Origin of the sequence: Prochlorococcus marinus CUG1415, assembly GCF_017696015.1 — a bacterium.
Classification (GTDB): Bacteria; Cyanobacteriota; Cyanobacteriia; order PCC-6307; family Cyanobiaceae; genus Prochlorococcus_A; species Prochlorococcus_A marinus_AE.
The window spans coordinates 291071-304088 of record NZ_JAAORL010000002.1 but is presented as its reverse complement, the minus strand read 5'-3'; the positions used below and the strand labels follow the sequence as shown (position 1 = coordinate 304088).

Here is a 13018-nt window from a genome sequence, read left to right as displayed (position 1 = left end):
TTTAGTCAAACTTAGGCAAATTAACAATTTGTTTTTTAAACAAAGTGATACTTAAATTAAAAAAAAATTATAGTAATTGTTGTCTGATTAGTATTTTATTTTTTTGTTTTTTTCAGAGTGAAACTGTTTTTGCTTCTAGTGAACCAATAATTAGAGTTTTGATATCAAAAAATAATAATATAAGGATTAGATCAGATAAATCAATTCCTTTAACAATAGAAGGAAAGATTTTTTCAAATAAAAAAATAAAAGGTTTAACTTTGAAAAATGAGAAAAATAGAAAAGTTTTATATTTTGATAATAATAAACAAAAAATATATGATTTAAAAAGTAATCACCAATTTCAAGTTAGATCTTCTGATGGAAGAGGTATCTGGGTAGGTCAGAAAAGATTTTCTGGTAAATTGAATCTCTTTGTACTTGATTCTGAAATATTGGTAGTTAATGTTTTAGGAATTGAAAAATACCTAACTAGTGTTGTGGGTTCAGAGATGCCAACAAAATGGCCTATCGAAGCATTGAAAGCACAAGCAATTGCTTCTAGAACTTATGCTTTAAAGCAAAAGGGAAATAATCTATTTGATATAGATTCTACCCAGAGAAATCAAGTTTATAATGGCTTAGAGTCAAGAACTTATAAAACTATCACAGCCGTTAAAAGTACAAGATCTTTGGTTTTGACCTATAAAAATAAGTTAATTAATGCTTTGTTTCATAGCAGCTCAGGTGGAATGACAGAAAATAGTCAAGATGTATGGAAGAATAAATATCCATATTTATCAAGTGTGAAAGATTTTGATCAAGAAAATCCTAAATTTAGATGGCAAAAAAAGTTTTCAAATAAAGAATTAACAAATTTATTTCCCAAGATTGGGGGATTAAAAAATATAGAGATTCTTAATTTGACTAGTACTGGGAGGGTGAAAAATGTAAAACTTTTTGGAGCGTATGGTTCTGATAAAATGTCTGGGGTAGATTTAAGAAAAAGATTAGGTCTCAATAGTAATTTCGTGAGATTTAAATTTTTTGAAGAAGAACTAAATAATAAATTTCCTATAAAAAAAGGTTTAATAGTTTTTGGACAGGGATCTGGACATGGAGTAGGATTGAGTCAGTGGGGTGCAAAATATATGGCGTCTAAAGGACAAAAAGCTAAAAAAATATTAAAGCATTTTTATAGGGGTGTCCAGATTAAACCTTTTAGAAAAGATTACCTCTAAAAATTATTTAGCATAAAGGACTAATTTTGGATTTATATTAGTTTGTTCTTTATTTAAGAAGCCTATCCCAAGTAGTAATTTTCTTTTATCTATAACTTTTATGGGTTTTTTATAATCAAAAGTTTTGCTTTCATTAAAGTAATTAATATCAAATTTAATTGCTCTTCCAGTTTTCCAAAAATTTATATCTTCTTCTTTATTTAAGATAAATGTTGAAATGTGAGTAAGAGCAGAAATTGTTGGAATAATCAAATTTGCCGTGTTTTTTTTATCGTTTTCTTTTTCTATATCAGATATTTTTATAGAGTTTTGTTCATTAAATCCACAAGCTGAAATTCTTTTTAGTTTTAGAAGGCAGCCCTCGGAATTGAGAATCTTACCCAAATCTCTTGCAATTGCTCTTATATATGTCCCCGCAGAACATTTGATTTTTATTTCTATGATTCCGTTTATTTGGTCCCATTTTATTAATATAAGTTCGTCTATTTTGACTTCTCTTGGTGCTAATTCAAAATTTTCATTCTTAAAAGATTTTTTATAAGCTCTTTCACCATTGACATGCACGCTAGATACTTTTGGCGGAATTTGTTTAATTATTCCTCTAAATGTATTTAAATATTGATCTAATTTCTCATCATTGATTTTAGGCCAATCTTTTTGTTTAATTATTTCTCCGTGAATATCATCAGTGTTAGTTCTTATCCCTAATTTAATTTGACCTATATAAGTTTTCCCCTGAGGAAGATATTGAATAAATCTTGTTGCGCTGCCTATCGCTATTGGTAATGTTCCTGTAACCTCTGGATCAAGAGTTCCAGTGTGCCCTACTTTTTTTGTATTTAGTAACTTCCTTATTTGTCTAACACAATCATGAGAGGTACAGCCTTGATCTTTATTAATTACTAAGAATCCATCTTTAGTTTCCATTTTTAATATTAAGAATACTTTGTGAAAGATTTATTACTATCCTATGATTTTTCTGTTGGAAATTTAACGTAAGAAATTGAAAAACAATATTTTTATATTAAAAGAGTTTTTAGATAATGCTTTTAATTTGAAATTACATTTAATGGAATACTTATCTATTAAAGAATGTGATTTAGATGGATTCCTTGCAAATGCTCAGATGAATTTGGCAAATTTACATCCTGGAGATGCTTTAAGCGATGTTTCAGATTTTTATACTGAGATTGTTGGAGATCGTCATTTAGCTGATTTAGCTGCTTGGCATATTACAAGCAAGGATTATATCGCTGACACTTTAAAACTTCAGCAGAGATTTTCTAGAGATTTAGTTTTGGATTTTGGAGGAGGGATTGGAACGCATGCCTTGGCTAATGCGATGTCGTCAAAAGTTGAGCATGTTTTTTTTGTAGATATTAATGAAACAAATAGAAACTTTGTTGAATACAGGGCTAAGGAATTAGGAGTCGAAAAAAAGCTTACTTTTTGTAAGACAATTAAAGATACACAAATATCCAAGTTTGATACTATAATTTGTCTTGATGTTTTGGAACATCTTGCCGATCCAGCTTCTCAACTTGAGATTTTTAATAAGTTGATGGATTCTAATTCTATTGCTTTATTTAATTGGTATTTCTATAAAGGAGAAAAAAATGAATATCCATTCCATATCGACGATATTCAAGTTGTTGAGAAGTTTTTTAAGAAGCTTCAATCAATGTTTTTAGAAGTGTTTCATCCTATTCTTATAACTACAAGAGCTTATAAGAAAATTAGATAACTATATTAACTCTTTTTCTATTTCTTAAATTCCTTTTAATGCTTTCGAAACTGACAGTTCCTTCTTTGAGTGCAAAAAGAGTGTCATCTTTACCTTTGCCAACATTGTTTCCTGGCAAAAAGGATGTACCTCTTTGGCGAATTAAAATTGATCCAGCGGTTACTTTTTCTCCACCATAAGCTTTTACTCCCAATCTTTTGGAATTTGAATCTCTACCGTTTCTTGTAGAACCTGTTCCTTTTTTATGTGCCATTAGAAATGTTTAATTTGTAGATTTTTCAGTTTTTGGTTTGGTCTCCTTTTTAACAGTTTCCTTTTTTGAAGAAGACTTAGAAGTGATTTTACCTAGTGATATCGATTTTACCATAACTCTAGTAAGTTCTTGTCTGTGACCCATCTTTCTTCTTGTCTTTTTTTTCGGACGCATCTTATAGACAAGAATTTTTTTATCTCGTTTGTGTGAAACTACTTCTAATTCAATTTTTGCATCTTTAACATAAGGTTTACCAATAGTGATCGAGTTTTTATCCTTTAAAAGTAGAACTTTTTCGAGAGTTATCTTATCTTTTTCTTTAGCATTTAACCTGTCTATGTCATAGTATCTATCAACTTCGAACCAAAATTGTTGGCCTGAAGTTTCTGCTATTGCATATAATTCACCACTTTTAGAAGAATTGTTTGAAGAGTTTTTAGAATTAGTCATATCTTAAAGATGCTATTAGGCTCAAATTTATAATTTGATTAAGCCAAATAAGCAATCATAATAGTTTGTTTATTTTCTTATTTTGTAGTGTAATAAGTCAAGGATTGTTTTAAATCTTTTATATCAATTTGAGGGACAATAACAATGGCAGCAAGAAAAACATATATTTTAAAACTCTATGTTGCTGGGAATACCCCTAATTCAATGAGAGCTTTAAATACTTTAAGAGAAATTTTAGAAAATGAATTTAAAGGAGTCTATGCCTTGAAAGTTATCGATGTACTTAAGCAACCTCAACTTGCTGAGGAAGATAAGATTTTGGCTACCCCAACCTTAGCTAAAATTTTACCCCCACCGGTAAGAAGAATAATTGGTGATCTTTCTGATAGAGAGAAAGTTTTAATAGGCTTAGATCTACTTTTTGATGAATTAACTGAAAATGAATATAGTGGAGATAAGTAATACATAGAAAACTTTTATAATTAAAGATAAATTTTATATTTATTTTTTATTTAATTTTCGTTTTGAACTAACTATGAAAGATAAGAAATTTGCCAAATCAAATAAAATGCAAGTTCAAAAATTACCTACTGGTATAGAAGGATTTGATGATGTTTGTAGAGGTGGGTTGCCTGTATCTCGAAGTACTCTGGTGAGTGGGACATCAGGAACTGGTAAAACTGTTTTTTCGCTCCAATACTTACACCATGGAATTTGCAATTTTGATGAGCCCGGGATTTTTATTACATTTGAAGAATCACCTTTAGACATAATAAGAAACGCTGCTAGCTTTGGATGGGATTTACAAGAATTAATTGACCAAAATAAACTTTTTATTTTGGATGCTTCTCCTGACCCAGATGGTCAGGATGTTGCGGGTAACTTTGACTTGTCTGGTCTGATTGAGAGAATTAGTTATGCAATAAGAAAATATAAAGCTAAAAGAGTTGCAATAGATTCAATAACTGCGGTCTTTCAACAGTATGACGCCATATACGTTGTTAGGAGAGAAATTTTCAGACTAATAGCAAGATTAAAGGAAATAGGTGTGACAACAGTTATGACTACAGAAAGGGTTGATGATTATGGTCCAATTGCTAGATATGGAGTAGAGGAATTTGTATCTGATAATGTTGTCTTATTAAGAAATGTTCTTGAGTCAGAGAAAAGAAGAAGAACTTTAGAAGTTTTGAAGTTAAGAGGTACTGTACATATGAAAGGTGAATATCCATTTACTATGGGAATGGATGGTATAAGTGTGTTTGCTCTTGGAGCCATGAGATTAACGCAGAGATCCTCAAATATTAGGATTAGCTCTGGAGTTAAAGATCTTGATGAAATGTGTGGTGGAGGATATTTCCAAGATTCCATCATCCTTGCCACAGGAGCTACTGGTACAGGTAAGACAATGCTTGTATCAAAATTTGTTGAAGATGCTTATAACAACAATGAAAGAGCAATACTTTTTGCATATGAAGAATCTAGGGCTCAACTGCTTAGAAATGCAACTAGTTGGGGAATAGATTTTGAAAAGATGGAAAGTGATGGATTATTAAAAATCATTTGTGCATATCCTGAATCAACTGGTTTAGAAGACCACTTGCAAATCATAAAAACTCAAATTAATCAATTTAAACCAAAAAGAATGGCAATTGATTCTCTCTCTGCATTAGCCAGAGGTGTAAGTTTGAATGCATTTAGACAGTTTGTCATAGCAGTTACAGGTTATACAAAACAAGAGGAGATAGCAGGCTTTTTTACTAATACTGCTGAAGAATTTATGGGAAGTCATTCTATAACTGATTCTCACATCTCAACAATTACTGATACCATTTTATTGCTCCAATATGTAGAAATAAAAGGTGAGATGGCTAGAGCTTTAAATGTTTTTAAAATGCGGGGATCATGGCATGATAAACGTATAAGAGAATTTATCATTACGAATAAAGGTCCAGAAATAAAAGATTCTTTTTCTAATTTTGAGCAAATATTTAGTGGTGCACCTCACAGAATTGTACCTGATCAAAATGTTCAAAATGTTTTTAAAGGGTTAGATAATAATTAAATAATTTCGCTTATTTCACAGACTTAAAAAGCATCTTTATTTTGAATAGCTTTTGTTAATAATTCATCTTTATCAGATTGTGCTAAGGCTAAATCAAACCAGAAGGTTGTTCCTACTCCTAATTCACTAGCCATACGAATTTCTCCACCATGTTTTTCAATTATTCCTCGCACTATTGATAAACCTAAACCAGTTCCTTGCTCAGTATGCACTGCATTCTCTACTCTATAAAAACGGTCAAATATCTTCTCTTGATCAGCCTGAGATATTCCTGAACCTGTATCCACAATTTCAATTCTTACTTTTGGTAATGGTGACACTAACTCACACTGAGGTCCCTCAAAAGTATTCTGTGGAGGGGAGGCAGGACAAGAATCTGGCCAAGTATAAGCTCTTATCATAAGGGTGCTATTTTTTGGACTAAATTTCAATCCATTACCCAGCAAATTATCAAAAACTTGTAAAAGTAAATCAAAATTTCCAAGAATAAAAGGAATATTCTCTTCTATATCATGCGCTAATGAAACATTTTTTTCTGTAGCATTAAGCCTGTAATTTCTTAGAGTCTGTTCTATTGCTGGTTTGATATTCATTTGTTCCAGTTGGATTATTTTCCCAGACTCCAATCTTGATAAATCTAATACATCATTTACTAGCCTTGTTAACCTATCAGTCTCTGAATTAGCAATACCCAAAAATTCTATTTGTTCTTCATCAGAAAGCTGATCTTTTAAATCATGAAGAGTCTCTACATAACTTTTGATATTAAATAGTGGTGTTCGTAATTCGTGCGAAACATTGCTAATAAATCTGTTTTGTGCCGCGTTAAGTTCTACTTCTCTTGTTAAATCTTGAATTGTTACAGCAATCCCTTTTAATTCAACTTTGTTTGTGTCTAAGACAGATTGTAAGACAATTCTTAGAGTTCTAGCTGGTTCTCCTAAGCTAAATCTTAAATCATCCTTCTCTTTCTCTCTATTTAAAATGGATTCTATATTTGTATGTAAATCGTTAGATAAAATTTCTGGGATTTCATTTAAAAAATGTTTTCCTTCTAAGAATCTTCCTTCCCAACGAAATAATCTTTTGGCTGTTGGATTAGTAAGTACAATCTTGCCTTGTGAGTCCAATAATATTGCTCCATCCGCCATAGTAGCTATTAGTGATTGTTGCTTTATTTGTGCGGCTTTAAGTTCTTCAATATTTGCTTCGTCATAATTTTCTAACTGAGTAGCCATTCGGTTAAATCCATTTAAAAGTTCTCCTAAATCTCCTGTCATAGGTAAAGAAATTCTGGATTTAAAGTTTCCTTTTGAAATTTCTCTGACACCTCTTACTAACTCCCTTACAGGTCTAGTAATTGTTAATGCATTGAATACAGCTCCGAGTATTACCAAAACCCAAATAGAAATGAATACTGCTATTGTTACTTCTTTAGTAAGCGCAGCACTGGCCAAGGCTTTCTTATTAGGTGTAACTCCTAAAGCTAAAGTTCCAAGATATTTGCCTTTCCATAGCATTGGGACAAATACATCTGTTACTTGCCCCTGAGGTGTAGCATGCTGCCTTACTAAGGGGAATTGTGGCCTTTTCTTTAATTCGGATGGTAGTTTTAATCTTCTAGTAAGCTGTAACTGACTATCTGAACTTGTTGGAGTGGCACTAATCGGTATTCCAAGTTGCACTATGTCTTCAGCATCAGTGAAAAATATATAACGTAGGTTGCGACTTGATCTCCAAAATTTCTCAGCTACATTTGAAATTTCTTTTTTTTGGTTATTAGCAACTAATTCTGTGACATTCCCAGATAACAATAAGCCAAGATCTCGAGCATATCTAGTGTCATTCATTCCTGCATCTCTTTGAATACTATTTAGTGCAAAAAATGTGATCCCTGTCATTAGGAGACTTACAACTAGAGTTGCTATTGCTAACAATTTTGTTCTTAAACTAAATCCACTCCACCAAGCAAGTATTCTATTAATCCAATAGTTATTATGTATATCTTGTTTATCGGCGGGATTATATTCTTTACTTTCGCGATTATTAGCATCTACCATAATGCTAATTCTCCGTAGAAAGTTTTTTTCTCACTTGATGCCCAATATCATTTCTAAAGTAAATACCATCAAACTTAATTTCTTTTAAATTTTTGTATGCCCTCTCAAAAACCATATCGAAATCTTTATCTTGACAGACAATACTTAAAACTCTTCCCCCATCGGTTAATAATTCGCCATTTTTTCCCGTAGCAGTACCTGAGTCGAAAATTTGACAATCAATTGAGTCGATCTTTCCTATTGTTATTGGGAAGCCAGTTTTATATTCGTTAGGGTAACCTTTGGAGGTCGCGATTACACAGCCACTAACTTTATCAGAAGTACTAATTTTTTCATCACCAGTTAAATTTCCCATTGAGCATTTTTCTAAAAGAGAAACAAAATTTTTATCCATCAAAGGCATTATTGTTTGGCATTCTGGATCTCCAAATCTACAATTATATTCTATAACTTTGGCTCCAGATTCTGTGATCATTAATCCAAAATAAATTACACCTTTATAAGTAATATTTTTTCTATTTAGTCCATCTATTGTCGGTTTAATTATCTCCTTAGTGATTTTATCAAGGTTATCTTCTGTTAAAAGAGGAGCAGGAGAATAAGCACCCATCCCTCCTGTATTTGGCCCTTTATCTTTCTCATTTAGTCGTTTGTGGTCTTGTGCGGTTGGAAGTAATACATATTTCTGTCCATCGCATAGAGCAAAAACTGAAACCTCTGGCCCTTGAATTTTTTCTTCTAGAACTATCGAATTCCCAGATTTACCAAACTTACCATTGAAGATTAATTCTGCTGCTCTGAAGCATTCATCTTTTGAATCTGGAATAAAAACACCTTTGCCTGAAGCTAGACCATCCGCTTTAACTACCAATGGCATCGGTGATGTATGGATAATGTTTTTGGCTTCTTCTAGAGAATTGACTTTCCAAAAGTTTGCAGTTGGAATATTTGCTTCACGCATAAATTCCTTTGCCCAAGATTTGCTGTATTCTAATTTTGCTCCATCTTTACCAGGGCCAAATACCTTAAAGTCTTTTTTGCGAAGAAAATCTGCCAATCCATTTGCTAGAGGTATTTCTGGTCCAATTACAATTAAATCTATTTTTAAAAAATCAAGCTTTTCGACTAATTCAATTTCGTTGTTTATATCAATTTTTATTCTTTCACACTTATTTATTCTTTCTGAACCAGAGTTGCCAGGAATTAAATAAACTTTTTTAACTAATTCATTTTTTTGAATAGCCCAAGCCAAGGAATTTTCTCTCCCGCCATTTCCAATTATTAAAATATTTTCTAATCTATTGAAGATCTTAGAACTTGTTGAATTAATACTCATAAATTTGTTGTTGAAGGTTATGAGGTTTCGATGAATAATTAGTTAAAATGAAATAAACTATTTAAAGTTGATCTCTAATAAATATGTTAATTAAAAATTCTACTTTTAGTAATCAAATAAGGTCTTAAATTAATGAACAATAAACATGAATTGATTTATGAAGGTAAAGCAAAAAAAGTTTTTTCTCATGATGATATAAATAAAGTAATAATTGAATTTAAAGATGATGCCACTGCTTTTAATGCGTTGAAAAAAGCTAAATTTGAAGGGAAGGGCAAACTTAATTGCCTAATAAGCGCAAGAATTTTTGAACTTCTTATAAAGAACAATATCCCAACTCATTTTATTGAACTTAAAAATGAAAATACAATGATTGCCCATAAAATAAATGTAATTCCCTTAGAAATAGTTCTTAGAAATACTGCTTATGGTTCTTTGTGCCAACAAACTACTATTAAACCTGGAACTACACTAGCAAAACCGCTAATTGATATTTATCTCAAAAATGACCAACTTAATGATCCGCTAATTACAAGAGATAGAATTGAATTAATAAATATCCTAAGCTCTGAAGATTTAGATTTAATAATTGATTTAACTTTAAAAATTAATGGAATCATGAAAAGTTTTTTTAAAAATATTCAGCTTCAACTTGTGGATTTTAAGTTGGAATTTGGTTACGACTGTAAGAAAAATATACTTCTTGGCGATGAAATAAGTCCTGATAATTGTAGATTGTGGGATATGAATCAGAAAAATGATACAATTGTAAGCCTAGATAAAGACAGATTTAGAAATGATTTAGGTGGTCTAATTGAAGCTTATAGTGAAATTAATCAAAGAATAAACGATTTCATCTAACCCAACTCAATAAATAATGCTTTATTTAAATTAATCAAAAGTACTATGCAAAAACATTTTTTAAAATTTAGAAAGGTTTTCACAAATTTTGCTTGCTCTCCCTTGATTTTGATATCTAATAATTCAGAATTAGCTGCTAAGTATTTGCCAAATGACTTAGAGCGAAAAATTACTACGTTAGAAATCAACAATATTAACAATGGTTTATTTCAAGGATTTGATATTAAACAAGAGAAAAATTTCTTTGTTGCAGAAAATAAAAAAAATATTGATGAAGAAAGTGTTCTTATCTCAGAAATAATTATCCAAGGTTGGGAAAATCATCCTGAGGGCCGGAAACTTGAATTAGCTGCATATGATTCGATGAGTATAAAACCAGGAAGTATTGTTGATAATCGAATTTTAAACCAGGATCTAAATGCAATATATGCTAGTGGTTGGTTTTCTGGAGTAAAAATAGAATCTCAAGATGGCCCCTTAGGAGTGAGACTGATTGTAAATGTAGTCCCTAATCCAATTTTGAAGAAAGTTGAACTTAAACCAATAGACTCTGTAATCTCAAGAGCATATGTAGATAATATTTTTAATAATTTTTATGGTACTACTCTTAATTTAAAAGAATTACAAAATAAGATTGAAATAATAAAGCAGCGTTATACAAATGAAGGTTATTCTTTAGCCAGAATTACTGGCCCAGAAAGAATCTCAGATGACGGGATAGTAACATTGAATGTCTCTGAAGGTATCATATCTGATATAAAATTAAGATTTCCAGGGTCTGATGGTGAATCTATTATCGATGGAAAACCTAGAAAAGGAAAAACAAAAGACTGGGTCATAAAAAGAGAGTTAAAAACACAACCTGGTACCGTATTCAATAGGAAGGTTTTAGAAGCTGATATCAGTCGACTCTATGCCACATCATTATTTGATGATGTCAAGGTATCTCTTGGTCCTGATAATTCAAATCCTGGCCAAGTCATAATTTTTTTAGATTTGAGCGAGCAAAGAACTGGATCATTAACTGGTGGCATTGGTTATAGCAATAGCTCAGGGATCTTTGCCTCAATTGGTTTGCAGGAAACAAATGCGCTTGGTAGAGCATGGTCTACCAATCTCAACCTAAATTTTGGAGAATATTCAACAACCTATAATTTTTCTTTATCAGATCCATGGATTAAAGGAGATAAACATAAAACTTCTTTTAGAACAAATATTTTTCTTAGTAGAGATTATCCACAAGAATTTAAAAGTGAAAATAATGGAAGAATATATGCTGTAGATGATACAAATACGTCAAACTTAGATACTTATTCATCAGTAGTTTTAGAAAAGACAGGAGGTGGGTTTTCTTTCTCAAGGCCGCTTAACGGTGGAGATCCATTTAAGCTCGCTAAATGGAGAGTTCTTGCAGGTATGAATTTCAAGAAAGTAAAGATGATTGATGGTGATGGGAACAAGAAACCTTATGGTGATATGACGCCAACGACAGGTAATATAAGCGATATTATCTGTATTGGATTTACGCCAAATAATGGGTCATGCCCTGCAGAAAATACATTGGTAAGTCTTATTGCAAGTACATCTAGAAATAATTTAAACAATTCTGTTAACCCAACTTCAGGAAATAAATTAAGCTTTGGTACCGAACAGTTTGTTTCAATGGGGGAAAACTCCCCAACTTTCAATAGAATGAGAGCATCATATTCATTTTTTGTACCAACAAAATTGATAAATTTAACCAAAGCATGCAAGTCTAGTAATTCTACTAGTGAAGATTGTCCTCAAGCTATTGGTTTTCAATTTAAAGCTGGAACAATTCTTGGGGAATTACCTCCTTATGAAGCATTTTGTATGGGTGGAACGTCATCTGTTAGAGGTTGGGGATCTTGTGATTTGGCTGTAAGTAAAAGTTTTGTTGAGAGCACAGTAGAATATAGATTCCCTGTTTGGAGAATGATATCTGGAGCTTTATTCGTTGATGCAGGCAGTGATTTAGGTTCTCAAAAGGATGTTCCAGGTAAACCTGGTAAATTATTGCAGAAATCAGGTTCTGGTTATTCCCTTGGAGGGGGAATTGGAGTGAAAACACCAGTTGGACCATTAAGATTAGATATTGCTAGTAAGGATATGAGTGGAGATTGGAGATATACACTTGGAGTGGGATGGAAGTTTTAAGTGTTTTCTTGGCCTACTAATTATGATTACTGCTATACCTTAGCTGGTGTTATCTCCAAAGAAGGTGTAGGCCTTCATAGTGGAGAAAAAACAAGTGTTACAATTTCTTCTTACGAAAAAGAAGGATATTATGTTTCTTTCAAGGATAAACCAAATGAGATTTTTAAGCTAACTCAAGATTTAATTGGCAGTACAATGCTCTGTACGGCGGTGAAATTAGGTGAAAGAAATTTATATACTATTGAACATTTATTATCTTCAATGGCTGGATGTGGCTTAAGTTACATACATATTGAGGTTGATGGGAAAGAAATCCCACTTTTAGATGGATCGGCAATTCAGTGGGTTAGAAATTTTGAAGAAGTAGGAATAAAAAAGGCACCTAAACCAGATAATTTTTTTCGAGAGATTAATAAATCAATAATTTTAAATAAAGAAGGCTCAGTTATAGCAGCAACTCCTTCTAAAAAAACTACAATTATATCTACCATAAGTTTTTCCTATAAAGCAATTGGAAATCAAACTTTTGTGATTGATTTGAATCCAAAAAGTTTCGTTGAAATGATTGCTCCAGCAAGAACATTTGGTTTTAAGGATCAATTTCAAGAGTTAAGTGAACTTGGACTAATAAAAGGAGGAAGTTTGGAAAATGCCCTTGTTTGTGATGGTGATAAATGGGTTAATCCTCCATTAAGATTTGATAATGAACCAATAAGACATAAAATTTTAGACCTGATTGGGGACTTGGCTTTGGTAGGGTTACCTAAGGCTCAAATTTTAGTTTATAAAGGATCACATTCTTTAAATGCTTTATTGGCCTCATCGTTAAAAAATTAACTTTATTTTTAATT

12 protein-coding genes are annotated in these 13018 nt (G+C 31.6%); 7 read left to right on the top strand and 5 right to left on the bottom strand.

Annotation, left to right across the window (positions count from 1 at the left end; all coding sequences use genetic code 11):
* The first annotated feature begins 44 nt into the window (after nt 1-44).
* The gene (locus HA143_RS07715; RefSeq protein WP_209085542.1) at nt 45-1220 is read left to right on the top strand and encodes a SpoIID/LytB domain-containing protein; all 1176 of its coding nucleotides are present in this window, start codon (nt 45-47) and stop codon (nt 1218-1220) included.
* 3 nt (nt 1221-1223) lie between these two features.
* Here the strand turns inward: HA143_RS07715 and truB are convergent, their stop codons facing one another.
* Nucleotides 1224-2147, bottom strand: a complete 924-nt coding sequence (gene truB / locus HA143_RS07710) for a tRNA pseudouridine(55) synthase TruB (RefSeq protein ID WP_209085539.1) — start codon at nt 2145-2147, stop codon at nt 1224-1226.
* A gap of 142 nt (nt 2148-2289) precedes the next feature.
* Here truB and HA143_RS07705 point away from each other — a divergent pair, with 142 nt between their 5' ends.
* A complete protein-coding gene (locus HA143_RS07705; RefSeq protein WP_209085536.1) occupies nt 2290-2964 on the top strand; it encodes a class I SAM-dependent methyltransferase in 675 nt (224 codons plus the stop codon).
* Here the strand turns inward: HA143_RS07705 and rpmA are convergent.
* Nucleotides 2957-3217, bottom strand: a complete 261-nt coding sequence (gene rpmA, locus HA143_RS07700) for a 50S ribosomal protein L27 (RefSeq protein ID WP_025937540.1) — start codon at nt 3215-3217, stop codon at nt 2957-2959. The genes HA143_RS07705 and rpmA overlap by 8 nt on opposite strands.
* Nucleotides 3218-3226: 9 nt before the next feature.
* Entirely contained in the window at nt 3227-3667 is a 441-nt protein-coding gene (gene rplU / locus HA143_RS07695; protein ID WP_209085514.1) for a 50S ribosomal protein L21, read from the bottom strand.
* Nucleotides 3668-3811: 144 nt separating this feature from the next.
* Here rplU and kaiB point away from each other — a divergent pair, with 144 nt between their 5' ends.
* Entirely contained in the window at nt 3812-4129 is a 318-nt protein-coding gene (kaiB, locus tag HA143_RS07690; protein WP_209085512.1) for a circadian clock protein KaiB, read from the top strand.
* Between the two features lie 73 nt (nt 4130-4202).
* Nucleotides 4203-5732: a circadian clock protein KaiC gene (kaiC, locus tag HA143_RS07685; RefSeq protein ID WP_209085510.1), complete on the top strand. Its 1530-nt coding sequence runs from the start codon at nt 4203-4205 to the stop codon at nt 5730-5732.
* Between the two features lie 23 nt (nt 5733-5755).
* Here the strand turns inward: kaiC and HA143_RS07680 are convergent, their stop codons facing one another.
* The gene (locus tag HA143_RS07680; RefSeq protein ID WP_209085508.1) at nt 5756-7792 is read right to left on the bottom strand and encodes a HAMP domain-containing sensor histidine kinase; all 2037 of its coding nucleotides are present in this window, start codon (nt 7790-7792) and stop codon (nt 5756-5758) included.
* 4 nt (nt 7793-7796) lie between these two features.
* The gene (gene purD, locus HA143_RS07675) at nt 7797-9128 is read right to left on the bottom strand and encodes a phosphoribosylamine--glycine ligase (RefSeq protein ID WP_209085506.1); all 1332 of its coding nucleotides are present in this window, start codon (nt 9126-9128) and stop codon (nt 7797-7799) included.
* Nucleotides 9129-9260: 132 nt separating this feature from the next.
* On the opposite strand from purD, the gene purC reads away from it, so the two are divergent.
* The 3 genes from purC to lpxC are packed head-to-tail and all read left to right on the top strand — an operon-like array spanning nt 9261 to nt 13004.
* The gene (gene purC / locus HA143_RS07670; protein WP_209085494.1) at nt 9261-9989 is read left to right on the top strand and encodes a phosphoribosylaminoimidazolesuccinocarboxamide synthase; all 729 of its coding nucleotides are present in this window, start codon (nt 9261-9263) and stop codon (nt 9987-9989) included.
* Between the two features lie 45 nt (nt 9990-10034).
* Nucleotides 10035-12167 (top strand): BamA/TamA family outer membrane protein, encoded by a 2133-nt coding sequence (locus HA143_RS07665; RefSeq protein ID WP_209085491.1) that lies wholly within the window; start codon nt 10035-10037, stop codon nt 12165-12167.
* A complete protein-coding gene (gene lpxC, locus HA143_RS07660) occupies nt 12168-13004 on the top strand; it encodes a UDP-3-O-acyl-N-acetylglucosamine deacetylase (RefSeq protein WP_209085476.1) in 837 nt (278 codons plus the stop codon).
* Nucleotides 13005-13018: the final 14 nt, after the last annotated feature.